This window comes from Enterobacter genomosp. S, from assembly GCF_001631805.1.
Taxonomy (GTDB): Bacteria; Pseudomonadota; Gammaproteobacteria; order Enterobacterales; family Enterobacteriaceae; genus Enterobacter; species Enterobacter quasihormaechei.
In genome coordinates this window covers 515,854-541,024 of sequence record NZ_LVVA01000012.1, presented here as the reverse complement: position 1 = coordinate 541,024, position 25,171 = coordinate 515,854, and the positions used below count along the sequence as shown (strand labels likewise).

Below are 25,171 nucleotides of genomic sequence, written 5' to 3'. Positions count from 1 at the left end.
TTTGCATCCTTTGGCGTCTTATCCTTGTTTACTATGGTAATCCTTTCATTAACCGCCTACGATCATAGCTATTATTAATGGAATAGTTAGAGGTGTTTATGCGCTGGCAAGGGCGTCGTGAAAGTGACAACGTAGAAGACAGACGCAGCAGTGGTGGCGGTGGTCCGTCTATGGGCGGGCCAGGTTTCCGGTTACCCAGCGGCAAGGGCGGTATTATTCTGCTGGTCGTGGTGCTGGTGGCGGGCTACTACGGCGTCGACCTGACCGGTTTAATGACCGGTGAAACCGGGCAACAGCAGCAGTATTCGCAGCGCTCCATCAGCCCGAATGAAGATGAAGCGGCGAAATTTACTTCCGTTATTCTCGCGACGACCGAAGATACCTGGGGTCAGCAGTTCGAGAAAATGGGGCGGACCTATCAGCCGCCAAAACTGGTGATGTACCGGGGCGCAACCCGCACAGGCTGCGGCACCGGGCAGTCCGTGATGGGGCCGTTCTACTGCCCGGCGGACAGCACCGTCTATATCGATCTCTCCTTCTACGACGACATGAAAAGCAAGCTGGGCGCTGACGGCGATTTTGCCCAGGGCTACGTGATCGCACACGAAGTTGGCCACCACGTGCAGAAGCTCCTCGGCATTGAGCCTAAAGTGCGTCAGATGCAGCAGAATGCGTCTCAGGCGGAGGTGAATCACCTTTCCGTGCGCATGGAGCTTCAGGCGGACTGCTTCGCTGGCGTCTGGGGACACAGCATGCAGCAGCAGGGCGTGCTGGAAACAGGCGATCTGGAAGAGGCGCTGAATGCCGCCCAGGCGATTGGGGACGATCGCTTGCAGCAGCAAAGCCAGGGGCGCGTTGTGCCGGACAGCTTTACCCACGGCACCTCCGAACAGCGCTACAGCTGGTTTAAGCGTGGCTTCGACAGCGGCAATCCGTCACAGTGTGATACTTTCGGCAAAGCGATGTGATGCTGGGGTTTGAAGCGCTGGTTAGTCAGCTTCAGCGCACCGGGCACCGCCGGCTGGTGGTGCTCAGCGGCGATGAAGCGTGGACGTTGACCCAGGCGACTACCCTGCGCAACTCGTTACCGGGAGACTGGCTGTGGCTGGAGGAGAACCCGTCTAAGTCCATCAGCGGACTGCTGGGACGTGAATACCTGCACGCCGTTTTTGACGCGCGAGACGGGTTTGACGTCTCGGCCTTCGCCGCCCTCAGCGGGACGCTGCGCGCTGGTAGCCTTCTGGTGCTGCTGGTGCCGCCGTTCGCCGTCTGGGCCGACAGGCCCGACAGGGATTCTCTGCGCTGGAGCGACAGCGCAGAGCCGATCGCCACCCCGCACTTTGTTCACCATTTTTGCCGGACGCTTGCCGCCGATTCGGACGCCATCGTCTGGCAGCAGCACCATTCCCTGCACCTTCCCGTTGCGCCAGATTTCCCCGCCTGGCAGCCCGCCAGCGGTGAACCGCAGCGCGAACAGGCTGAGATCCTCAACGCCCTTCTGACGATGCCGGCGGGCGTAGCCGCCGTTACGGCACCGCGCGGGCGCGGAAAGTCAGCGCTGGCAGGCATGTTGCTCAACGGCATACGCGGGAATGCGGTGGTGACGGCACCGGCCAAAGGGGCGACGGACGTCATCGCGCGTTTTGCTGGCGAACATTTTCACTTTATAGCCCCGGATGCGCTGCTGGCCTCCCCGTTGCAGGCCGACTGGCTGATCGTCGATGAGGCGGCCGCTATTCCCGGCCCGCTGCTCGAGAAGCTGGTGTCGCGATTTGCGCGCGTGCTGTTAACCACAACGGTACAGGGCTATGAAGGAACGGGCAGGGGATTTCTGCTTAAATTCTGTGCCCGGTTCAGCGGGCTGCGGCGTTATACCTTATCAACGCCCGTTCGCTGGGCTGCCGGATGTCCGCTTGAGCGGATTGTGGCGAACGCGCTGCTGTTTGACGATGCGCTTATCGACCGCAAACCGGCAGGCGAAGTATGTTTAAGGTCGCTGGAGCCACGCGCGTGGGAAAGCGATCCGGCGCGCGTGGCAAGCGTTTACGAACTGCTGTGCGCCGCGCACTACCGCACCTCACCCCTCGATTTACGCCGGATGATGGACGCCCCCGGCCAGCACTTTGCCGTTGCGCACGCGGGCGCGGACATCGCGGGCGCGCTCTGGCTGGTGGAAGAGGGGGGATTATCCCCTGAACTGAGCCTCGCGGTATGGGCGGGCTTTCGTCGGCCGCGTGGAAATCTGGTGGCACAGTCGCTGGCGGCGCACGGCGGATCGCCCCTCGCGGCGACGCTTCAGGGCCGACGCGTCAGCCGCATTGCGGTTCATCCCCATCGCCAGCGGGAAGGCATCGGCCAGCGGCTGATCCGCAGCGCCAGCGGAGAAGATTATCTCTCGGTCAGCTTTGGCTTTACCGACGAGCTGTGGCGCTTCTGGCAGCAGTGCGGTTTTGTGCTGGTGCGAATGGGCAGCCATCGGGAGGCGAGCAGCGGGTGCTATACGGCGATGGCGCTGCTGCCGCTAAGCGAGGCGGGGCATCAGCTCTGCGAGCAGGCACATCAACGTTTATGTCGTGATATGCGCGTCCTGTCGGCCCGGAACGGCGAAAAGATCCCGGTGACGGATGCGTGGGAAGCTACCCTTAATAGTGACGACTGGCTGGAGCTGGCGGGATTTGCCTTTGCGCACAGGGCGTTTTCGACTTCGGTAGCGGCGCTGACCCGGTTGTTGTCAGCCGTGGAGATGCCGCTTCCTGCGCTGCGTGGGAAAATGGAAGGGCATACGCACGACGTCGGACGGAAAGCGTTGCTGGCAAAGTTACGCGAAGAAACCGCACAAGCACTTGAAAGGCTTGATTCTCCCCGCAGCCAGCAGCTGAAAGGCGACATTTTGCAATGGCAATTTTTTCAATGACTTCTTCAGTAAAGTGGCATGGTCATTACCCCGCAGAGGCGTAAAATCCTGCTTATCAATTAAGGAGATCGCCATGAAACATGACCATTTTGTTGTGCAAAGCCCGGACACACCGGCTAAACAGTTACTGCTTCTGTTTCATGGCGTGGGCGACAATGCCGTCAACATGGGACAGATAGGCAGCTGGTTTGCACCCGTTTTCCCGCAGGCGCTGATCGTCAGCATCGGTGGCGTGGAGCCGTGCGGCCCGAACGGACGGCAGTGGTTCTCCGTTGAGGGCGTGACGGAAGAGAGCCGTCAGGCGCGCGTTGATGCCGCCATGCCTGCGTTTATCGACACCGTACGCTACTGGCAGCAGCAGAGCGGCGTGGGTGCCGACGCGACGGCGCTGATTGGCTTTTCGCAGGGGTCGATCATGTCCCTTGAGAGCGTAAAAGCGCAGCCGGGGCTGGCCTCCCGCGTGATTGCCTTTAACGGCCGCTTCGCGACGCTGCCGCAAAGCGCGACGACGCAGACCACGATCCATCTGATCCATGGGGGTGAAGACCGGGTGATTGAGCTTTCACATGCGGTTGCAGCCCAGGACGCACTGGTGCGTGAAGGCGGGGATGTGACGCTGGATATCGTGGACGATCTGGGTCATGCCATTGATGATCGCAGCATGCAGTTTGCGCTCGACCATCTGCGCTATACCGTGCCGAAGCACTACTTTGATGAAGCGCTCAGCGGCGGTAAGCCGAATGATGATGATATTGTAGAGTTTATGTGAGTTGTCCCTCACCCCCAGCCTCTCTCCCCTTTGGGGAGAGGGGCAGGGTGAGGGGTGTGCACAATTACTTCTTCTGGTCCTTCTTCGGCCAGTCGTCTTCATCGTCCCACTTGTCGTTAAAATCACGATGTGGCGGAAGATCAGGCTTGTTGGCAAGGAACTTTTTATGGTCAACGCGCTTGAGATCTTTAATCACGTTAAGCAGCACGCCTACCAAAAACACCAACACCAGAATCCACCAGTACTTTGAAAGCCAGTCCATTCGCTAATCCTCTGTAAGCACCCGTCAGGCGACGAGCTGCTCCATAATACGTTGATACATGCGGGCCAGCAGTTGTAAATCCGCTGCGTTCACACACTCGTTGATTTTGTGAATCGTCGCGTTAACCGGGCCCAGTTCGACAACCTGTGCACCCATGCGGGCGATAAAGCGTCCGTCAGACGTGCCGCCCGTTGTCAGCAGCTGTGGCTTAATCTCATTATAGTGCGCAATGGCGTTCACCACCGCATCCACCAGTTTACCGCGCTGCGTCAGGAACGGCTGCCCGGAAAGCCACCAGTCAATGGTATAGCGCAGCTGATATTTCTCCAGCAGCGCAACCACGCGCGCTTTGATCGTTTCGTCGGTCAGCTCGGTGCTGAAGCGGAAGTTAAACTGAACGAAGAGATCGCCGGGAATGACGTTGTTGCTGCCGGTGCCGGCCTTGATGTTGGCAATCTGCATGCTGGTTGGCGGGAAGAATTCGTTACCTTTGTCCCACTCAATGCCCACCAGCTCGTTCAGCATCGGCGCTGCGCGGTGTACCGGGTTATCCGCCAGGTGAGGATAGGCAACGTGGCCCTGCACGCCATGTAGGGTCAAATTACAGGTCAGTGAGCCACGGCGGCCATTTTTCACTACGTCGCCCACCACTTCGGTGCTGGACGGTTCGCCCACCAGGCAGTAGTCCAGGCGTTCGTTGCGCGCCATCAGCGCTTCAACGACCTTCACGGTGCCGTTATGGGCGCTGGCTTCTTCATCAGAGGTGATTAAAAACGCAAGACGGTTTTTATGATTTGGATGCTGGGCGACGAAGCGCTCTGCCGCCACGACCATCGCGGCCAGGGAACCTTTCATGTCCGCCGCGCCGCGTCCAAACAGCATACCGTCGCGGATGGTCGGCTCAAAAGGCGGGTTGATCCAGCGGTCTGCGTCACCCGCAGGAACCACGTCGGTATGTCCGGCAAACGCCAGCGTCTCCCCCTGACCGCGCCAGGCCCAGAAGTTCTGCGTATCGCCAAAATCCATGGGTTCCACGGTAAAACCGATGGCACGCAGGCGCTCAATCATTAGTGCCTGACAACCTGCGTCGTCCGGGCTAAGGGAAGGACGGCGAATAAGCTGCTGAGTCAGCTCAATGACCGGGCATGACATAGACTACACCTCAACGAAAAAATCTGAATAAAGGGTTTCACTGAAACCCAGCAGCATAGGCCGACCTGGCTTGCAGAGCAATGGGCGTTTAATGATTGCCGGCATTTCAAGCATCAGTTTGGCGGCACTGTCAGCGTCATCGATTGTGGCCCGGAGAGCTTCATCCAGCTTACGCCAGGTGGTTCCGCGGGTATTCAGCAGCGCTTCCCAGCCCAGCTCATTGATGGCGGAATGGAGAAACGCCGGGTCAAGCCCGTCGGCACGGTAATCGTGGAAGCGATAGTCAATGCTGTGTGCTTCCAGCCAGCGGCGGGCTTTTTTGATCGTGTCGCAATTCTTAATGCCGTACATCACAACCATGGTGAATCCTTTTGTTCTTTTGTAGATTAAATGTTCAATATTTTCGAAGATATATCCTTAAGTGGAATATACCACATTCGGAATTTTTCGTGATTTACAATTCTCCATAATTCAACGAACAGCTGTAAGCTGAATAGTCTTTCATCTTTTAAGCATAGTTGTCCATTCAGTTTAAATAACCAATAAACTCAGAGGGAAATTTAAAATACTGTCATTTTTCTGACTATTTCAAAATATTGCTGTAGGTCACATAAAATTTATCCGGCAACGCTCATAGTGATCTTAAACCCACTCACATAGCGGGGCGCAATCACAGCAATCGGATAAAGTGGCTTCACAATGATGATACGTTTTCGTAGAATGCGCATAATAATAAGAGAGGTTGTTATGATTGAACGTGAAATGGGGAACTGGAAAGATTTTATCGAAGGCATGCTTCGTAAATAAATTCCGGTCAGAATTGCAAGAGCACTTAATTAACTAAAATAATCATAGTGTGAAAACATCACACAATAAAAAGGCGGCCGATAAAGCCGCCTTTTTTATTTCAACGGGTTATTCCGGCTTATCCTTCAGCGGGAAACGGCGGCGTACCAGCACGAAGAACAGCGGGACGAAATAGATCGCCAGAATCGTCGCGGAAATCATTCCCCCCATGACGCCCGTTCCCACCGCGTGCTGGCTGCTGGAGCCTGCGCCGGAGCTGGTGGCCATTGGCAGGACGCCAAACACAAACGCCAGAGAGGTCATCAGGATCGGGCGCAGGCGCTGACGGCAGGCGTGCAGCGTGGCGGCCATCAGCTCGTGGCCTTTGGCGTTCATCTCGTTGGCAAATTCAACGATCAGAATGGCGTTTTTCGCCGACAATCCGATAACGGTGAGGAGCCCGACCTGGAAATAGACATCGTTTTCCAGGCCGCGCATCCAGGTGGCCAGCAGCGCGCCGATAACCCCAAGCGGCACGACCAGCATCACCGAGAACGGCACTGACCAGCTTTCATACAGCGCCGCCAGGCAGAGGAAGACCACCAGCAGCGAAAGAGCATACAGGGCAGGCGCTTGCGCACCGGAAAGCCGTTCCTGGTAGGACATCGCCGTCCACTCCAGGCCAAAGCCGGTCGGCAATTGCTGAACCAGTTTTTCCATAATATCCATTGCGGTACCGGTACTGACGCCCGGCGCGGCTTCCCCGACAATCTCCAGCGCCGAATAGCCGTTATAGCGCTCCAGACGCGGCGATCCGGTCTCCCAGCGCGACGTTGCGAACGCCGAGAACGGCACCATACCGCCGGTGTTATTGCGCACATACCAGCGGTTGATATCGTCCGGCAGCATGCGGTATTTGGCGGCGGACTGAACGTAGACCTTCTTCACGCGGCCACGATCCATAAAGTCATTTACGTAGCTTGAGCCCCATGCCGTTTGCAGGGTGTCGTTGATATCGTCGATGGAAACGCCCAGCGCCTGCGCTTTACGCTGGTCAATATCCACCTGTAGCTGAGGGCTGTCATCCAGACCGTTATGGCGAACGCGCGTAAGTTGCGGATCGTTCCCGGCCAGCTCCAGCAGTTTATCGCGAGCAGCCATTAATGCGTCATGCCCGGCTCCCGCGTGGTCCTGAAGCTCCATATCAAACCCGGCTGAACTGCCCAGACCGCTGATGGCGGGCGGGCTGCTGGCGAAAACGCGCGCTTCCTTGATTTTGTTGAACGCTTTGGTGGCGCGCTCAATGATGGCAAAGGAGGAGCCGGTTTCGCTGTCGCGCTGATCCCAGTCTTTCAGGCGTACAAACATGCGCGCCACGTTTTGCCCATTACCGCCAGGGCCTGAGCCGACCGTGGAGAAAACGGAGACCACGTTATCTTTTTCCTGGGTATGGAAGTAGTTCTCAATCTTTTCCACTACCTTCAGGGTCTGCTGTTGGGTCGAGCCGCTCGGTAACTGCACGGAGGTAATAAACATGCCGCGATCTTCCAGCGGCAGGAAGGAGGTGGGCAGCCGCAGGAATAAGAAGACCATGCCGCCAAGCAGCAGGACATACACTACCATCCAGCGCATGCTGCGGTGCAGCACCTTGCCCACGCCCGCTTCATAGCGCGCCGCATTACGGTTGAACATGCGGTTAAACCAGCCGAAAAAGCCTTTTTGACCGTGATGCTCACCCTTGTGCAGCGGCTTGAGCAGCGTCGCGCAAAGGGCAGGGGTGAGGATCATCGCCACCAGCACCGAGAGCACCATCGCGGAGACGATGGTGATCGAGAACTGGCGATAAATTGCGCCCGTGGTGCCGCCAAAAAAAGCCATCGGGATAAATACCGCCGACAGCACCATGGCGATACCGACCAGCGCGCCCTGAATTTGCCCCATCGACTTGCGCGTGGCCTCGCGGGGTGAAAGCCCTTCCTCGCTCATAATGCGCTCGACGTTTTCCACCACCACGATGGCATCATCCACCAGCAGGCCGATGGCCAGCACCATGGCGAACATGGTCAGGGTGTTGATGCTGTAGCCAAAAGCATACAGCACCGCAAAGGTTCCCAGCAGCACCACCGGCACCGCAATGGTGGGGATCAGCGTGGCGCGGAAGTTTTGCAGGAACAGGTACATCACGAGGAACACCAGCGCGATGGCTTCGAGCAGGGTTTTCACCACGTCTTCGATGGAGGCCTTAACGAACGAGGTGGTTTCGTAGGCGACTTTATACTCCAGGCCGTGCGGGAAATAGTGCGACAGCTCGTCCAGACGATCTAATACCAGCTGCGCGGTCGCCATTTCGTTGGCACCGGAGGCCAGCTTCACCCCTAGTCCGGACGCGGCATTGCCGTTAAAGCGGCTCAGGTAGTCATATTTTTCCGCACCCATTTCCACGGTGGCGACATCCCCCAGACGCACTTCCGACCCGTCCTGATTCACGCGCAGCGTGATATTGCGGAACTGTTCGGGCGTCTGGAGCAGCGACTGGGCGTTGATGGTGGCGTTAAGCGCCTGTTTATCCACGGAGGGCGTACCGCCCAGCTGCCCCACGGCAATCTGTGCGTTCTGCGATTCGATAGCGTCGGTGACATCCTTGGCGGTCATCTGCACGCTGTTCAGCTTGTTGGGATCCAGCCAGATGCGCATGGAATATTGCGAGCCGTAGGCGTCGATATCGCCTACGCCGTTGATGCGGCTGAGCGGATCCTGGATATTACTGGCGACGTAGTCCGCGATGTCCTGTTTATCCATCGAGCCGTCGGTTGAGACGAAGGCGATGGTCAAAATATTGGTGTCACCGGTTTTACGCACGGTAACCCCCTGGTTCTGCACCGCCTGAGGCAGTTTGCGCAGGGCGGATTGCAGCTGGTTTTGCACCTGCTGCACCGCTTCATCCGGATCCGTGCCCGCCGTAAAGCTCAGGGTGACCGTCGCCTGGCCCGTGGCGCTGCTCTGCGAGGACATGTACATCAGGTTATCGAGACCCGTCATGTTCTGCTCGATAACCTGCGTGACGGTATTTTCCAGCGTCTGCGCCGAGGCGCCAGGGTAGTTCGCCGTGATACGCACGTTGGGGGGAGCGAGGTCGGGGTATTGCTCAACGGGAAGTGATGTAATCGCCAGGACACCCGTCAGACACAACAGGATTGCAAGCACCCAGGCAAAAATGGGGCGATCGATGAAAAAATTCGCCATGAAAAAGTGACCTCGTTATGCAGCACGTCATTATTGTATATTGCCCGCAACACTGTAGCGGGAAGGCGCAGGCCAAACGTGGAGAAATAAAGGAGATAATGTAAATTATCATGCGCTTTTTTCAGCGCGCCTGCTTTCTCGCTATTTTTCAGCCCGATCCGCTGGCGTCCGGAACGTTACGCTGACCTGCGTACCACCCTGCGGCGGCTGGGAAAAGCCTAGCGTCCCGCCGAGCCGTCCCGCGCGTTCGCGCATGATGTTCAGACCATAATGCCCCGGCGGTTCACTGGCATCGCCGATGCCAATACCGTTGTCGCGGATAGTGACCGTGTGCGTGCCGTCCGCAGCGGTGACGCAACTGACGACGATCTCGCTCGCGTCGGCATGTTTAATCGCATTCAGCACCGCCTCACGCACAATCTGTAAGAGGTGCACCTGTTTTTGCGCGTCCAGCGCCAGAGACGAGAGACGGCAGTCGAGCACCAGTTTCGCCCTGGTCTGGCTTTGCAGCCCGTCAAGAGACTCCTGTAGCGCGGCAGGAAGATTGGCGTGATTGAGCGTCAGACGGAAGGTGGTGAGCAGTTCGCGTAGCTGATGCCAGGCGTTATTCAGCTCGCGGGAGAAATCCGTAATGATGGTCTGTGCGAGGGCATTATCGCCCGGCACGGCATGCTTAAGAAGCGTAAGCTGAATACGCAAATAAGAGAGCACCTGCGCCAGCGAATCGTGCAGCTCGCGGGCGATGGTGGCGCGCTCCTCCATCAGCAGCAGCTGCTGATAGTGCTTCTGCGCCTGATTGAAATAGAGCCCCCGGCCCAGCATCGTCGCCACGCTTTCCATTAGCGGCAGGGGAACATCGTCGGTCGTGCTTTGCCAGCGCAGTTCGCCGTACAGGGTATCTTGCATTAACACTGGTAGCGTGTGCATCTTCTCGCCCGGTGTTTCCTGCCCTTCGCACAGCCGCCAGTCGTCGCTGGTACGCAATTGCAGATAATTCATCTGCGTGTATTCATGCACAATCTGCAACATATGCCGGAAGCAGTGGCTGTCTATCTGCCCGGTATTCAGCGCCTGCGAGCATTTGAACAGCATGTCGAGTTGCTGATGCGCTTCATTCAGATGACGGGTTTTTTCGGCAACGGACTGCTCAAGGGATCGATACAGGGTGTGCAGTTCCGCCGACATATGGTTGAAGGCGCGGGAAAGCTGGCCCAGTTCGTTGGGCAGCGCGTTATCCGGCGCGGGGGTGTCGAATTGCCCTTGTTCGATACGCTCGCTCGCCGCCACCAGATTATTCAGCGGCAGCACCACCTGACGCCGGATCCGCCGCAGGGTTAATAGCGCCAGCAGCAAAATGCCCAGCCCGCCGGTCAGCGACATGAAAATGACCAGCTGAATTTTATGTTCGGTGTAGTGCTGAAGCGCCAGCACAAAGGCATCTATCCGGCCAACGAAATCCTCAATGTGGTTCTGATACCACCCGGTGTCGCCGCTGGCGATGCGCTTATCCATCTCCTGCCAGGCAAGGTGGAGCTGCTGATAACGCTGCTTGACGTCTTCCCGCACATACCAGCGGTTTAACTTCTGCAACGCAGGTGCGCTCAGGGTTTTCTGCCAGATCGCGCGGTGTTCTGACAGCGACGGGCTGGCGCGCTGCATCTCGTAGCCCAGGCGGTAGCTCTGCATGCGCAGCGATCCGGCGATGTTAATCGCCTCGGCGTCGCGCTGGCTGCTGGCGAGCGTGACCAGCGCAATGGCGCTGATTAACACGGACAATACAATCATCGAAAAGAAAGCCCGAGCCAGGCTTCCCGAAACGGGGCGTTTAACGGTCACTCATCAGCTTCCTGAATAAAATTGATCTGCCACAGGTTCACTGGAAATAGTTCGGCTTCCTGGGCATTTGAACATTGCGTCGCCATGCCGCTGTGGGTAAATACGATAACAATATAAAGAATAAGGTTATTGAACCAAAAACAGGTATAGTTATGAATCGTTTTATTATGGTCAACGGTCAGGAGTGTATCGGTTGTCGCGCCTGCGAAGTCGCCTGTGTGATGGCGCACAACGGGGAACAGCACGTACTGAGCGAGCGCCATTTTCATCCCCGCATTACGGTCCTTACCTCCGCTACCCGCACTAGCCCCGTCACCTGCCACCACTGCGAAAACGCGCCCTGTGCGCAAAGCTGCCCGAACGGCACCATCACGCAATACAGCGACAGCGTACAGGTGAATCAACAAAAATGCATTGGCTGTAAAGCCTGCGTGGTGGCCTGTCCGTTTGGCACGATGGACATGCTGGTCACCCGGCTGGAGAAACGACCGCGTGAAGGCCTCGGCGCATAAATGCGACCTCTGCCTGGAAAGGCCGCAGGGTCCGGCCTGCGTCGAAAACTGCCCGGCAAACGTGCTCAGGCTGGCTACCCCGGCGGTGCTGGAGAACCTGGCGAAGTCACGGCGCGAGCGCAGTGCAAGGCTGGACGCGCAGCCGTGGCACAGCGAAGCGGTTCAGGCAGAACACCCGCAAACCAAACGGCAGCAGAGGCAAAATACCCCGGCGCGCGGTGAACCGGACAAGCTCAGCCCCGACGTGCGCGCCCGCCATTTTAACGAGATCTCCCTGCCGTTTCGCCCGGAACAGGCGCACCGTGAGGCATCCCGGTGCCTGAAATGCGGCGAGCACAGCATTTGCGAGTGGACCTGCCCGCTGCATAACCACATTCCGCAGTGGATTGAGCGGGTCAGGGCGGGGGACATCGTCGGCGCGGCCGAGCTTTCTCATCAGACTAACTGTTTACCGGAAATTACCGGGCGCGTCTGTCCGCAGGATCGATTATGTGAAGGCGCCTGCACCCTGCGGGATGCGTCGGGTGCGGTGACTATTGGCAATATCGAACGGTATATTTCGGATCGGGCGCTGGAGACGGGCTGGATGCCGGACGTCAGCCACGTCATGCCGGTCGGTAAGCGCGTCGCCATCATCGGTGCCGGTCCGGCAGGACTGGCCTGCGCCGACGTACTGGCGCGCAGCGGCGTCGAGGTCACGGTCTACGATCGTCATCCAGAAATCGGCGGCTTGCTCACCTTCGGTATTCCGGCCTTCAAGCTGGATAAATCCCTGTTAGCGCGGCGCAGAGAGATATTCAGCGCGATGGGTATCCGCTTCGAACTGAACTGCGAAGTGGGGAAAGACGTGTCGATGGCCCAGCTGCAAAACGACTACGATGCCATTTTCCTCGGGGTCGGCACCTACCGCTCCATGAAAGCCGGTATTCCCCATGAGGACGCGCCGGGTGTGTATGACGCGCTGCCGTTTTTAGTGGCGAACACGCGGAACGTAATGAGTCTTGAGCCCGTCGCTGACGCGCCGTTTATCGACACGCAGGGGTTGAACGTGGTGGTGCTGGGCGGGGGCGATACGGCGATGGACTGCGTGCGTACCGCGCTTCGACACGGCGCGGCGAAGGTGATCTGCGCCTATCGGCGGGACGAGGCCAACATGCCGGGCTCAAAAAAAGAGGTCAAAAACGCGAAAGAAGAGGGCGCGGCGTTTGAATTTAACGTTCAGCCGGTTGAGCTTACGCTGGATGCCGACGGCAAGGTCAACGGCGTTCGAATGCTGCGTACCGCGCTGGGCGAGCCGGACGCGCAGGGGCGGCGGCGGCCTGTCCCGGTGGCGGGCAGCGAATTTGTGATGCCTGCTGATGCGGTCATCATGGCGTTCGGGTTTACTCCGCACGCCATGCCGTGGCTACAGGCACAAGGCGTCGACACCGACGATCGGGGGCGTATCAGGGCGTCCGTGGAGAGCCATTATCGCTACCAGACCTCGAATCCGCAGATTTTTGCCGGCGGCGATGCGGTGCGCGGTGCGGATCTGGTGGTCACCGCGATGGCGGAAGGGCGCCATGCCGCGCAGGGGATCATGGACTGGCTTGGCGTGCCGCCGCGCGGCATGCATTAACGCCGACGGGCGACAAAGCGGGCTTCACGGCGTAGTATAAACAGACTCATTTTGCCGTGGAGCCCGTATGTCCCTGAACATTAGCGTTATTAAAGACAAAATCCTTTCTGAAAATTACTTTGTCCTGCGTAACATCACTTACGATCTGACCCGCAAGAACGGGGACGTTATTCGCCACAAACGCGAAGTCTACGACCGGGGCAACGGGGCAACCATTCTGCTGTATAACCGTGAAAAGCAGAGCGTGGTGCTGATTCGCCAGTTTCGGATCGCCACGTGGGTCAATGGCAACGCGGACGGACGTCTGATTGAAACCTGCGCAGGCTTGCTTGATGACGATGAGCCGGAAGTGTGTATCCGCAAAGAGGCCATTGAGGAGACGGGTTTTGAAGTGGGGGCGGTGCAAAAAGTCTTTGAGCTTTTCATGTCCCCTGGCGGCGTCACCGAGCTGGTCCACTTCTTCATTGCGGAATACACCGATGCCCAGCGCACGCACCGGGGCGGCGGCGTAGATGACGAAGACATTGAAGTCCTGGAGATGCCTTTTACTCAGGCTGTCGACATGGTAAAACGCGGCGAGATCCGCGACGGTAAAGCGGTGATCCTGTTGCAGTATCTGCAAACCAGCGGGCTGATGAGCGCTTCGCCGCGAGCGTGATAAGGTGCATTTTAGATAAATCTATCCGATAAATCCGATTGAGCCAGCCCGCCCAGGGCACGAAGATACGCCCCAGATTGACCTTTTCGTTTTCCGGGGCTATGCCATTCATGCGCTACTGCGTTTTCCTTCTCTTCTTCATTTGCGTGCTTCCCGCGCCTCTGGCGTGGGCCGCACCTGCGCAGCAGTCTTTTTCTGACTGGCAGGTTACCTGCAACAACCAGAATTTCTGCGTTGCGCGAAACACCGGCGAGCATCGTGGTCTGGTCATGACGCTGAGCCGCAGCGCGGGAGCCAAAACGGATGCCAGCCTGCGCATCGATCTCGGCGGGCTTTCTACGCCTCCGGTGAAAGAGCCTGACATCGCCCCGCGCCTGCTGCTCGACAATGTTCCGCTTACGTTCGCGTCGAAGCACTGGCAGTTAACCCCCTGGCACCTTAAAACAGACGATACAGGCACCATCACCACGTTTCTGAAAACCATTCAGGAAGGACAGGCGCTGACCCTGCGCGGCGGGAAGCAGACGATCTCCCTGGCCGGTCTGAAAGCGGCGCTGCTGTTTATCGACGCCCAGCAAAAACGGGTCGGCAGCGAAACGGCATGGATTAAAAAAGGGGACAGTCCACCGCTGAGCGTGCCGCCTGCGCCCGCCTTAAAAAAGGTGGCCGTGGTGAACCCGACGCCAACGCCGCTGACTCATCGCGAACTGAACGATCTGCTGGATTACGGTACCTGGCGCATGAACCACAGCCAGTGCTCCCTCGATCCGAACCGACGTGAAGTGCGCGTTACCGCGTTGACCGATGACAAAGCGCTGATGATCATCAGCTGTGAGGCGGGGGCGTACAATACCGTCGATCTGGCGTGGCTGGTGTCGCGTAAAAAACCCTTTGCGGCCAGAAGCGTGAAATTGCGCCTGCCGTTTACCCCGTCCAGCCAGAGTAGCGACATGGAGCTGATGAATGCCAGCTTCGATGAAAAAACGCGTGAGCTGACGACGCTGGCGCTGGGACGCGGAATTGGCGACTGTGGGATCCAGACCCGCTGGCGTTTTAACGGCCAGCGTTTCCGCCTGGTGCGCTACGCGGAAGAGCCAAGCTGTGATAACTGGAATGGGCCAGATGCCTGGCCCACGCTGTGGATCACGAGGTAGTTTTGCCGGGTGGCGCTGTCGCTTACCCGGCCTACGTTTTGGCGATTTGTAGGCCGGGTCAGGCGCAGCCGCCACCCGGCAACGCAGATCGCACTACAGCACGCTCAGCGCCTTCTCCACCACGTTCTCAACGGTAAAGCCGAAGTACGGGAACAGCTTATCGGCCGGAGCGGACTCGCCGTAACCCCGCATGCCCACAATCGCTCCTTTCAGCCCCACGTACTTATACCAGTAGTCGGCAATACCCGCCTCTACCGCCACGCGCGCTGCAACGTTCGAAGGCAGCACCGATTCCCGGTACGCTTCATCCTGCGCATCAAAGATATCCGTTGAAGGCAGAGAAACGACGCGCACCGCGTGACCTTCGGCGGTCAGCTTCTCCGCCGCTTTCACGGTGATTTCCACTTCGGAACCGGTGGCAATCAGGATCACGTCCGGCTTGCCGCCGCTGTCTTTCAGAATGTATCCACCGCGGGCGATATTTTTCACCTGCTCTGGCGTGCGCTCAATCTGCGCCAGGTTCTGGCGCGACAGGATCAGCGCCGTAGGGCCGTTATGGCGCTCAACGGCCAGCTTCCAGCCCACTGCCGCTTCAACCTGATCGCACGGACGCCAGATGCTGAAGTTTGGCGTTAACCGCAGGCTTGCCAACTGCTCTACCGCCTGGTGCGTCGGACCATCTTCACCCAGCCCGATGGAGTCGTGGGTATACACCATGATCTGCCGTGCTTTCATCAGTGCCGCCATACGCGCCGCGTTACGGGCATATTCGACAAACATCAGGAAGGTGGCGGTGTACGGCACGAAGCCGCCGTGGTGGGCGATGCCGTTGGCAATGGCGGTCATCCCGAACTCGCGCACGCCGTAGTGGATGTAGTTCCCGGCAATGTCTTCCTTCAGGGATTTAGAGCCGGACCAGATGGTGAGGTTGCTTGGCGCCAGGTCCGCCGAGCCGCCCAGCAGTTCGGGCAGGATCGGGCCAATGGCGTTCAGGGTATTCTGCGACGCCTTACGGGTGGCGATTTTCGCCGGGTTGGATTGCAGGTTCTCAATCAGGGCCTGGGTTTTTTCTTCCCAGTCCTCCGGCAGGCCGCCGCTCATGCGGCGGGTAAACTCGGCGGCCAGCTCCGGGTGTGCTTTTTTGTAGGCGGCAAATTTTTCGTTCCACGCGTGCTGCGCTTTTTCACCGTCCTCGCGCGCATCCCAGGCTTTGTAGATCTCTTTTGGGATCTCAAAGGCCGGGTGTTTCCAGCCGAGTTTCTGACGGGTCAGCGCCACTTCCTCTTCACCCAGCGCCGCGCCGTGCGCCTCTTCTTTGCCCGCCTTGTTCGGCGAGCCGAAGCCGATGGTGGTGCGGCAAATAATCAGGGACGGTTTATCCTTGACGCTCTGCGCTTCCTGAATCGCTTTTTTCACCGCTTCCGGATCGTGGCCGTCGATCTCGTGAACCACGTGCCAGTGATAGGCCTCGAAGCGCTTCGCCGTGTCGTCGGTAAACCAGCCCTCGGTTTCTCCGTCAATGGAGATGCCGTTGTGATCGTAGAAGCCAATCAGCTTGCCCAGCCCCAGCGTGCCCGCCAGAGAACAGACCTCGTGGGAGATCCCCTCCATCAGGCAGCCGTCGCCCATAAAGACGTAAGTGTAGTGATCGACAATCTCGTGGTCGGGCTGGTTGAACTGTGCGGCCAGCGTACGCTCGGCAATTGCCAGGCCGACGGCGTTCGCCAGCCCCTGACCCAGCGGCCCGGTGGTTGTTTCAACGCCCGGCGTGTAGCCAATCTCCGGGTGGCCCGGCGTTTTGGAGTGCAGCTGGCGGAAGTTTTTTAACTCCTCAAGCGGCAGGTCGTAGCCGGAAAGGTGCAGCAGGCTGTAAAGCAGCATCGAGGCGTGACCGTTGGAGAGAATAAAACGGTCCCGGTCATACCAGGTCGGGTCATTTGGGTTGTGCTTCAGAAAGTCGTTCCACAGCACTTCAGCGATATCAGCCATACCCATGGGGGCGCCAGGGTGGCCGGAATTGGCTTTTTGTACGGCATCCATGCTGAGGGCGCGAATGGCGTTGGCGAGCTCTTTACGGGACATAGTTCACTCCGTGGCAAGGTTAAAGTTTGGCGGCAAGAAGATCTTCGAGTTTGCGCTGGTCGACGGCGAACTGACGGATGCCGTCCGCCAGTTTTTCCACGGCCATTGGATCCTGATTGTGCTCCCAGCGGAATTCCGCTTCGGTCATGGCTTTCGGTTTTGGCAGCACGGTAGAGGTTGGCACCAGCTTGCGGATCACCGTCTCTTCGTTCTCCTGAAGCTTTTTCAGCAGGTCAGGGGAGATGGTCAGGCGGTCGCAGCCCGCGAGCGCGAGGATCTGCTCGGTGCGGCGGAAGCTGGCCCCCATCACGATGGTTTCATAGCGGTGCTGCTTGTAATAGTCGTAGATATTACGCACCGATTTCACGCCCGGATCTTCGTCCACCACGTACGGATCCATCGGCTGTTTTGCCTGATACCAGTCGTAGATACGTCCGACAAACGGGGAGATCAGGAACACGCCCGCTTCGGCACAGGCACGCGCCTGGGCGAAAGAGAACAGCAGCGTCAGGTTGCAGTGGATCCCCTCTTTTTCCAGCACTTCTGCCGCGCGGATACCTTCCCAGGTGGACGCGAGCTTAATCAGAATGCGCGACTTATCGATTCCCTGCTCCTGATAGAGCTCCACCAGGCGGCGAGCCTTGTTAATGCTCTTTTCCTGGTCGAACGAGAGCCGGGCGTCCACTTCGGTGGAGACGCGTCCCGGAATGCTTTTAAGAATTTCCGCACCGATATTGACCGCCAGCTTGTCGCTGGCTTCGGCGACCTGCTGCTCCTGCGTTTTCCCGCGCTGTTTGCCATAGGCAAGGGCGTCATCAATCAGATGACTAAAGTGCGCAAGCCCCGCCGCCTTGAGCAGCAGCGAGGGGTTGGTGGTCGCGTCTTCCGGCTGGTAGTGACGAATCGACTCGATGTCGCCGCTGTCTGCAACCACGGTGGTAAATTGTTTGATGCCGTCTAGCTGGTTCATAATTACTCCTTGGAAATAAAAGAGTTAGTCGAGTGCGTTAGTTCACACTTCTGAGAAAATCATGATGGACTTAACAAAAAAGCATAGCAGACGGGGGAGGCATTGCCCTCTGAGACGGGTAACATGGCTGTTATAAATTGATAACAATTTTTATTCTGCAATGGTGAGAGTTTGGCAGCCTTCAAAGTTTAGGAGCCTGCCTGCGGCGATACTATGCGGCACACCAGGGTGTGTACAGGACCGTCGACATCACCCTTTTTGACCGAAACGTGAAAGGAATAACAAGATGGATGATCAGTTAAAACAAAGCGCTCTCGATTTTCACGAGTTTCCTGTTCCGGGTAAAATCCAGGTTTCCCCTACCAAACCGCTGGCGACCCAGCGCGATCTGGCGCTGGCCTACTCGCCGGGCGTGGCTGCCCCGTGCCTGGAAATCGAAAAAGATCCGCTGGCAGCCTACAAATACACCGCGCGCGGCAACCTGGTGGCGGTGATCTCGAACGGTACGGCGGTGCTGGGGTTAGGGAATATCGGCGCGCTGGCCGGTAAGCCGGTGATGGAAGGCAAGGGCGTTCTGTTTAAGAAATTCGCCGGTATCGACGTGTTTGATATCGAAGTCGACGAGCTGGATCCGGATAAATTTATCAACGTGGTAGCGGCGCTGGAGCCGACCTTCGGCGGCATCAACCTGGAAGACATCAAAGCGCCGGAATGTTTCTATATCGAGCAGAAGCTGCGCGAGCGTATGAACATTCCCGTGTTCCATGACGACCAGCACGGCACGGCGATTATCAGTACCGCCGCCATTCTCAACGGCCTGCGCGTGGTGGAGAAAAATCTCTCAGACGTGCGCATGGTGGTCTCCGGCGCGGGCGCCGCGGCTATCGCCTGTATGAACCTGCTGGTGGCGCTGGGGATGCAGAAACACAACATCGTGGTCTGCGACTCCAAGGGCGTGATTTACAAAGACCGCGAGCCGAACATGGCGGAAACCAAAGCGGCCTACGCGGTTGAAGACGACGGCAAGCGCACGCTTGAGGATGTGATTGACGGCGCGGATATCTTCCTAGGCTGTTCAGGCCCGAAAGTGCTGACCCAGGAGATGGTGCAGAAGATGGCGCGCGCGCCAATGATCCTGGCGCTTGCAAACCCTGAGCCGGAAATTCTGCCGCCGTTGGCGAAGGCGGTGCGTGAAGACGCCATCATCTGCACCGGCCGTTCGGACTACCCGAACCAGGTGAACAACGTGCTCTGCTTCCCGTTCATCTTCCGCGGCGCGCTGGACGTGGGCGCCACGGCAATCAACGAAGAGATGAAGCTTGCCGCCGTTCACGCCATCGCGGAGCTGGCGCACGCCGAGCAGAGCGAAGTGGTCGCCTCCGCCTATGGCGATCAGGATCTGAGCTTCGGCCCGGACTACATCATTCCTAAACCGTTTGACCCGCGTCTGATCGTGAAGATCGCGCCAGCGGTGGCCAAAGCGGCGATGGACTCCGGCGTAGCGACGCGTCCCATTGACGATTTCGATGCTTACGTCGATAAGCTCACCGAGTTCGTCTACAAAACCAACCTGTTTATGAAGCCGATCTTCTCTCAGGCGCGCGCCGACGCGAAGCGCGTGGTGCTGGCGGAAGGGGAAGAGGCGCGCGTGCTGCATGCCACGCAGGAGCTCATCACCTTAGGGCTGGCGAAACCGATCCTGATTGGTCGTCCGAGCGTGATCGAGATGCGTATTCAGAAGCTGGGCCTGCAAATTAAGCCGGGCGTGGACTTTGAGATCGTTAACAACGAATCCGATCCGCGCTTCAAAGAGTACTGGAACGAATACTATTCGATCATGAAGCGTCGCGGGATCACCCAGGAGCAGGCGCAGCGGGCGGTGATAAGCAATACCACGGTGATCGGCGCGATCATGGTTCACCGCGGCGAGGCGGATGCGCTGATCTGCGGCACCATCGGTGAATACCACGAGCATTTCAGCGTGGTGCAGGAGATCTTCGGCTATCGCGAGGGCGTCCATACTGCCGGAGCAATGAACGCGCTGCTGCTGCCGAGCGGTAACACCTTTATCGCCGATACCTACGTTAACGACGATCCAACCCCGGACGAACTGGCGGAGATCACCGTGATGGCGGCGGAAACCGTGCGCCGCTTTGGTATCGAACCGAAAGTGGCGCTGCTGTCGCACTCTAACTTCGGATCATCCAAATCCGCTGCGGCGTGCAAGATGCGCCAGACGCTGGAGCTGGTGCGCGAACGCGCGCCGGAGCTGATGATTGACGGCGAGATGCACGGCGATGCCGCGCTGGTGGAGAGCATTCGTAACGAGCGCATGCCGGACAGCCCGCTGAAAGGCTCGGCGAACGTGTTGATCATGCCGAATGTGGAAGCGGCGCGTATCAGCTACAACCTGCTGCGCGTATCGAGTTCTGAAGGGGTGACCGTAGGGCCGGTACTGATGGGGGTGTCAAAACCGGTGCATGTGTTAACGCCGATTGCCTCCGTGCGTCGTATCGTGAACATGGTGGCGCTGGCGGTGGTTGAGGCGCAGACGCAGCCGCTGTAAGGACGCGTTTGCTTACCCGACCTACGGATTGAGTAGGCCGGATAAGCGCAGCGCCATCCGGCAGTTAAATCCAGTCGCGTACTTTAAGGAACTCAATCAAGGCAGCCTCCGGGCTGCCTTCTTTTGGCGCGTAGCTGTATTCCCAGCGCACCAGTGGCGGCATCGACATCAGAATGGACTCCGTGCGTCCACCGGTTTGCAGGCCAAACAGCGTCCCGCGATCCCACACCAGGTTGAACTCTACGTAGCGCCCGCGGCGGTAAAGCTGGAACTCTCGTTCGCGCACCCCGTAATCGGTATTTTTGCGGCGTTCGACAATCGGCAGATAGGCGTTGGTAAAGCCTTCGCCCACCGCGCGCATAAAGCTGAACGCGGTATCAAAATCCGGGGTATTCAGATCGTCAAAGAACAACCCGCCGATGCCGCGCTGCTCGTCGCGGTGCTTCAGGTAAAAGTAGTCATCGCACCACTTTTTGTATTTCGGGTAAACGTCTTCGCCAAACGGCAGGCAGAGGTCGCGCGCGGTGGTGTGCCAGTGCACGGCGTCCTCTTCAAAGCCGTAATAAGGGGTCATGTCAAAACCGCCGCCAAACCACCAGACCGGATCGGCTCCCGGTTTTTCCGCGATGAAAAAGCGCACGTTGGCGTGACTGGTTGGCACAAACGGGTTATGCGGATGCACCACCAGCGAGACGCCCATCGCCTCGAAGCTTCGCCCCGCCAGCTCTGGCCGATGCGCCGTAGCGGATGCCGGCATTGCCTCGCCATGTACATGGGAGAAGTTGACGCCGGCCTGTTCAAAAATGCCGCCGTTACGCAGCACGCGGCTGCGCCCGCCGCCGCCCGCGTCGCGCTGCCAGGCGTCTTCCTGAAATTCACCGCCGTCTGCGGCGGTCAGTTTCTGGCAAATTTCATCCTGCAACTGCATCAGGAAGGTTTTGACCTGCTGTGCATTGGGTTTCATCAACGTTTCCTGGAGTGCGCTTTTTGGTTATCGAACCAGTTGAAATAACTGATCACCCCGGAGGCGATGGCGTTTGCGATCTTCTGACGAAACGCCTTAGTGCCGAGCAGGCGCTCTTCTTCCGGGTTGGTAATGAACGAGGTCTCAACCAGCACGGACGGAATGGACGGGGACTTCAGCACCACAAACGCGGCCTGCTCGGTGCTTTTACTGTGCAGACGGTGCACAGGCTTGATCCGCTTGAGGATATGCGAGCCGAGCGTCAGGCTGTTTTTGATGGTGTCCGTCTGCACAAGGTCGAACAGCACCTGCTGCAACAGATGATCTTTGTCGGTCGCTTTTTTCCCGGCCACTTCATCCGCGCGGTTTTCGCGGTCGGAAAGGTATTTCGCCATGGCGCTACTGGCGCCGCGGTTGGAGAGCGCAAACACAGACGCGCCGGCGGCGGAAGGGTTCGTAAAACCATCCGCGTGAATGGACATAAACAGGTCGGCGCCGTGCTTGTGGGCGATTTCCACGCGGTCGTACAGCGGAATAAACGTGTCGCCCGTGCGCGTCAGGCGGGCGTCAATACCGTGGCTGCGTAAAATTGCGCGCACATTTTTTGCAATTGCCAGCACGACGTGTTTTTCTTTCGAACCGTTTCGGCCAATGGCGCCGGTGTCGATCCCGCCGTGGCCCGGATCGAGCATGACCAGACGCTTTGCGCCGGCTTTTTTGGTTTTCGGCTTGCTGTGTCCGTTACTGGTTTTGAGCGTGCTCTCTTCTTTTGCCTGAGCCTGCTTTGCGATGCCCGTTAACGTTAAGGCCGCCAGCCCCGCTTTGAGAACCTGACGACGCGATGTGAGTGCTTTTAATGGTTTGAATGTGCTCATGCGGCCTGAATACTAAAAAATGAGGTCCTGGTGTTATATCGTATCGTGTTTACCGTTACGACAGTCCTTATTGAGAATTGTTTTACTTTTCATTTCAATACGTGACAAAGTGACATTATGCCAAATTTTTACACGATTTTCGCTGGTTATTGGCTAAACGCGGCGTTCACGCCATAATCACTGTTTTTAAACCCGAAAAGGCGGTTAATACCATGGAGATACGCGTTTTTCGCCAGGAAGATTTCGAAGAGGTGATCACCCTTTGGGAGCGCTGCGATCTGCTGCGTCCGTGGAACGATCCGGAAATGGATATCGAACGCAAGGTGAATCACGACGTCAGTCTGTTTCTGGTCGCGGAGGTCAACGGCGAGGTGGTCGGGACGGTGATGGGCGGATATGACGGCCACCGCGGGTCGGCCTACTATCTGGGCGTACACCCGGAATATCGCGCGCGCGGCATCGCCAATGCGCTGCTTAACCGTCTGGAAAAGAAGCTGATCGCCCGTGGCTGCCCGAAAATCCAGATTATGGTCCGGGAAGATAACGACGTGGTGCTGGGCATGTATGAACGTCTGGGCTACGAGCACGCGGACGTGCTGACGCTGGGTAAGCGCCTGATCGAAGATGAAGAGTACTGAGATCCACCCGGCTGACTATGACGCGCAGGGCCGCGTCAGGCTGCCGTTTTTATTCTGGTGCGTTTTGCTCCTCCAGGCCCGTACCTGGGTACTGTTTGTGATGGCCGGTGCGTCGCGCGGGCAGGGCGATACGCTGCTGAATCTCTTTTATCCTGACCACGATGCCTTCTGGCTCGGCTTACTGCCGGGCGTACCGGCGGTGGTGGCTTTTTTGTGCAGCGGTAGACGGCATGTAATCCCGCGTCTGTGGCGTGCGCTTCGCTGGCTGCTGATCCTGGCGCAGGTTGTGCTCCTGGTCTGGCAACCCGTGCTCTGGCTGTACGGCGAGCCGCTTTCCGGTATCGGGATTGCGCTGGTGGTTGCGGATATTGTCGCGCTGCTGTGGCTACTCACCCACCCCCGTTTACGCGCCTGTTTTATGCAAGAGTCAGATTAACACGGCACTTTTTGCCGATACCGCACTCCAACAAGCGTTGATTTACTACGTAAGGACGTCTCAATGAAATCGCTGCGTTTACTTTTATGCGCTCTTCCGCTGGCGTTAACCGGCTGTTCCACGCTCTCCTCCATCAACTGGTCTGCGGCCTATCCGTGGAACTGGTTTGGCTCCTCAACGGAAGTGACCGAGCAGGGCGTGGGCAACATCACCGCCTCGACGGCACTGGATCAGGACGCCATTCAGGATGCCATCGGCGGTGATTATCGCCTGCGCAGCGGCATGAAAACCGAGAACGGCAACATCGTGCGCTATTTCGAAGCGTTAAAAGACGACAAGGTGGCGATGGTCATTAACGGCGATAAAGGCACGGTAAACCGCATCGCGGTGATGGATGAAGCTATTCCAACCTCGGGTGGCGTGAAGGTGGGAACGCCGTTTGGCGAACTCTATCAGAAAGCGTTTGGCCACTGCACCAGCGCGCCGTCGGACGACAGCGTCGCGGTTGAGTGTAAGGCCGAAGGCAGTCAGCACATCAGCTACGTTTTCAGCGGCACCTGGAACGGTCCGGAAGGGTTAATGCCGTCTGACGACACCCTGAAAAAGTGGAAAGTGAGCAAAATTATCTGGAAGCAGTAATTTGCGCCTGAGCAAACCGCCTCGCTGAAATCCAGGTATAATAGCCGCCATCAATGCCACGCTGTCGTGGCATCTTTTTTTCAGGAGGAGCGATGTCTCAGGTTCAGAGTGGCATTTTGCCAGAACATTGCCGCGCGGCGATTTGGATTGAAGCCAACGTCAACGGGGACGTGGATGCCCTGCGCGGGGCCAGCAAAATTTTCGTTGATAAACTGGCCACCTTCCAGGCCAAATTCCCGGAAGCCCATCTGGGCGCGGTAGTGGCCTTTGGCAACACCGTCTGGCGTCAGCTGAGCGGCGGCGAAGGCGCGGAAGAGCTGAAGGACTTCATTCCTTATGGTAAAGGTCTCGCGCCAGCCACCCAGTACGACGTGCTGATCCACATTCTCTCCCTGCGTCACGACGTGAACTTCTCCGTCGCTCAGGCAGCGATTGAAGCCTTTGGTGACAGCATTAACGTGCAGGAAGAAATCCACGGTTTCCGCTGGGTGGAAGAGCGCGATTTAAGCGGCTTCGTCGACGGCACCGAAAACCCGGCCGGGGAAGAGACGCGTCGCGACGTGGCTGTTATCAAGGACGGCGTGGACGCGGGCGGCAGCTATGTGTTTGTCCAGCGCTGGGAGCATAACCTCAAGCAGCTTAACCGCATGAGCGTGCATGACCAGGAGATGATGATTGGCCGCACCAAAGACGCCAATGAAGAGATTGATGGCGATGCGCGCCCGGTGACGTCCCACCTGACCCGCGTTGATCTTAAAGAAGACGGTAAGGGGCTGAAGATTGTTCGCCAGAGCCTGCCGTACGGTACCGCGAGCGGTACGCACGGCCTGTACTTCTGCGCCTACTGCGCGCGCCTCTACAACATTGAACAGCAGCTGCTGAGCATGTTTGGCGATACCGACGGCAAGCGCGACGCCATGCTGCGCTTCACCCGCCCGGTCACCGGCGGTTACTACTTTGCGCCATCCGTTGAGCGCCTGCTGGCGCTGTAAAACGCACTCCACATGCAGGCCGGGTAAGCGTTAGCGCCACCCGGCAATTTCTCCCGCACCCTTATTCCCTTTTCTGCTTCCAAATCACCAAACGGTATATAAAAC

20 protein-coding genes and 1 pseudogene are annotated in these 25,171 nt (G+C 58.0%); 12 read left to right on the top strand and 9 right to left on the bottom strand.

The annotated features are described in order from the left end of the window. The first annotated feature begins 98 nt into the window (after nt 1-98). From ypfJ to ypfH, 3 genes are all read left to right on the top strand, one after another. Nucleotides 99-968, top strand: coding sequence for a KPN_02809 family neutral zinc metallopeptidase (gene ypfJ / locus A3466_RS10165; protein WP_063450479.1), 870 nt, complete (start codon nt 99-101; stop codon nt 966-968). Continuing rightward, on the top strand, nt 968-2,914 hold the full coding sequence (locus tag A3466_RS10160; RefSeq protein WP_063450478.1) for a tRNA(Met) cytidine acetyltransferase TmcA: 1,947 nt from the start codon (nt 968-970) through the stop codon (nt 2,912-2,914). Before ypfJ ends, A3466_RS10160 begins: the two co-directional genes overlap by 1 nt. Nucleotides 2,915-2,987: 73 nt before the next feature. Beyond that, nucleotides 2,988-3,683, top strand: coding sequence for an esterase (ypfH, locus tag A3466_RS10155; RefSeq protein ID WP_063450477.1), 696 nt, complete (start codon nt 2,988-2,990; stop codon nt 3,681-3,683). Nucleotides 3,684-3,747: 64 nt separating this feature from the next. Here the strand turns inward: ypfH and A3466_RS10150 are convergent, their stop codons facing one another. Genes A3466_RS10150 through A3466_RS10140 form a run of 3 tightly spaced genes read right to left on the bottom strand, consistent with a single transcriptional unit; the run spans nt 3,748 to nt 5,457 of the window. Further along, nucleotides 3,748-3,945 (bottom strand): YpfN family protein, encoded by a 198-nt coding sequence (locus A3466_RS10150; protein WP_000383991.1) that lies wholly within the window; start codon nt 3,943-3,945, stop codon nt 3,748-3,750. Nucleotides 3,946-3,969: 24 nt separating this feature from the next. After that, a complete protein-coding gene (gene dapE, locus A3466_RS10145; RefSeq protein WP_063450476.1) occupies nt 3,970-5,097 on the bottom strand; it encodes a succinyl-diaminopimelate desuccinylase in 1,128 nt (375 codons plus the stop codon). A gap of 3 nt (nt 5,098-5,100) precedes the next feature. Next, nucleotides 5,101-5,457: an ArsC family reductase gene (locus A3466_RS10140; RefSeq protein WP_063450475.1), complete on the bottom strand. Its 357-nt coding sequence runs from the start codon at nt 5,455-5,457 to the stop codon at nt 5,101-5,103. A gap of 387 nt (nt 5,458-5,844) precedes the next feature. Here A3466_RS10140 and ypfM point away from each other — a divergent pair, with 387 nt between their 5' ends. Then, on the top strand, nt 5,845-5,904 hold the full coding sequence (gene ypfM, locus A3466_RS23140; protein WP_102751470.1) for a protein YpfM: 60 nt from the start codon (nt 5,845-5,847) through the stop codon (nt 5,902-5,904). A 108-nt stretch (nt 5,905-6,012) separates the two neighbouring features. On the opposite strand, the gene acrD is transcribed toward ypfM, so the two are convergent. Both acrD and narQ read right to left on the bottom strand, forming a co-directional pair. Further along, nucleotides 6,013-9,126 carry a multidrug efflux RND transporter permease AcrD gene (gene acrD, locus A3466_RS10135; RefSeq protein WP_063450474.1) on the bottom strand — a complete coding sequence of 1,038 codons (3,114 nt, stop codon included), beginning with the start codon at nt 9,124-9,126 and terminating at the stop codon, nt 6,013-6,015. 141 nt (nt 9,127-9,267) lie between these two features. Then, complete coding sequence (gene narQ, locus A3466_RS10130; RefSeq protein ID WP_063450473.1) at nt 9,268-10,962, bottom strand: nitrate/nitrite two-component system sensor histidine kinase NarQ; 1,695 nt, start codon at nt 10,960-10,962, stop codon at nt 9,268-9,270. A 152-nt stretch (nt 10,963-11,114) separates the two neighbouring features. Between narQ and aegA the strand changes: the two are divergent. The 3 genes and pseudogenes from aegA (at nt 11,115) to A3466_RS10110 (ending at nt 14,904) form a co-directional block, all read left to right on the top strand. Next, a pseudogene (gene aegA / locus A3466_RS10120) lies at nt 11,115-13,092 on the top strand (formate-dependent uric acid utilization protein AegA). 67 nt (nt 13,093-13,159) lie between these two features. Continuing rightward, the gene (gene nudK / locus A3466_RS10115; protein WP_063450471.1) at nt 13,160-13,750 is read left to right on the top strand and encodes a GDP-mannose pyrophosphatase NudK; all 591 of its coding nucleotides are present in this window, start codon (nt 13,160-13,162) and stop codon (nt 13,748-13,750) included. A gap of 110 nt (nt 13,751-13,860) precedes the next feature. Next, the gene (locus A3466_RS10110; RefSeq protein WP_063450470.1) at nt 13,861-14,904 is read left to right on the top strand and encodes a DUF1176 domain-containing protein; all 1,044 of its coding nucleotides are present in this window, start codon (nt 13,861-13,863) and stop codon (nt 14,902-14,904) included. Nucleotides 14,905-14,997: 93 nt separating this feature from the next. Here A3466_RS10110 and tkt read toward each other — a convergent pair whose 3' ends face one another. Both tkt and tal read right to left on the bottom strand, forming a co-directional pair. Next, the gene (gene tkt / locus A3466_RS10105) at nt 14,998-16,986 is read right to left on the bottom strand and encodes a transketolase (RefSeq protein ID WP_063450469.1); all 1,989 of its coding nucleotides are present in this window, start codon (nt 16,984-16,986) and stop codon (nt 14,998-15,000) included. A gap of 19 nt (nt 16,987-17,005) precedes the next feature. After that, nucleotides 17,006-17,956, bottom strand: a complete 951-nt coding sequence (tal, locus tag A3466_RS10100) for a transaldolase (RefSeq protein ID WP_063450468.1) — start codon at nt 17,954-17,956, stop codon at nt 17,006-17,008. Between the two features lie 286 nt (nt 17,957-18,242). Here tal and maeB point away from each other — a divergent pair, with 286 nt between their 5' ends. Beyond that, nucleotides 18,243-20,522, top strand: coding sequence for an NADP-dependent oxaloacetate-decarboxylating malate dehydrogenase (maeB, locus tag A3466_RS10095; protein WP_063450467.1), 2,280 nt, complete (start codon nt 18,243-18,245; stop codon nt 20,520-20,522). Nucleotides 20,523-20,586: 64 nt separating this feature from the next. Here the strand turns inward: maeB and hemF are convergent, their stop codons facing one another. Then, nucleotides 20,587-21,486, bottom strand: coding sequence for an oxygen-dependent coproporphyrinogen oxidase (gene hemF, locus A3466_RS10090; protein WP_063450466.1), 900 nt, complete (start codon nt 21,484-21,486; stop codon nt 20,587-20,589). Beyond that, nucleotides 21,486-22,361: an N-acetylmuramoyl-L-alanine amidase AmiA gene (gene amiA, locus A3466_RS10085; RefSeq protein WP_063450465.1), complete on the bottom strand. Its 876-nt coding sequence runs from the start codon at nt 22,359-22,361 to the stop codon at nt 21,486-21,488. The genes hemF and amiA overlap by 1 nt, the downstream gene beginning before the upstream one ends. 212 nt (nt 22,362-22,573) lie before the next feature. Here amiA and A3466_RS10080 point away from each other — a divergent pair, with 212 nt between their 5' ends. The 4 genes from A3466_RS10080 (at nt 22,574) to A3466_RS10065 (ending at nt 25,066) form a co-directional block, all read left to right on the top strand. Then, nucleotides 22,574-22,999 (top strand): GNAT family acetyltransferase, encoded by a 426-nt coding sequence (locus A3466_RS10080; RefSeq protein WP_003861292.1) that lies wholly within the window; start codon nt 22,574-22,576, stop codon nt 22,997-22,999. Next, entirely contained in the window at nt 22,986-23,435 is a 450-nt protein-coding gene (locus A3466_RS10075) for a DUF2919 domain-containing protein (protein WP_063450464.1), read from the top strand. The genes A3466_RS10080 and A3466_RS10075 overlap by 14 nt, the downstream gene beginning before the upstream one ends. A 63-nt stretch (nt 23,436-23,498) precedes the next feature. Continuing rightward, complete coding sequence (locus A3466_RS10070; RefSeq protein ID WP_063450463.1) at nt 23,499-24,074, top strand: RpoE-regulated lipoprotein; 576 nt, start codon at nt 23,499-23,501, stop codon at nt 24,072-24,074. 92 nt (nt 24,075-24,166) lie between these two features. Continuing rightward, nucleotides 24,167-25,066, top strand: coding sequence for a Dyp-type peroxidase (locus A3466_RS10065; protein WP_063450462.1), 900 nt, complete (start codon nt 24,167-24,169; stop codon nt 25,064-25,066). The last annotated feature ends 105 nt before the right edge of the window (nt 25,067-25,171 follow it).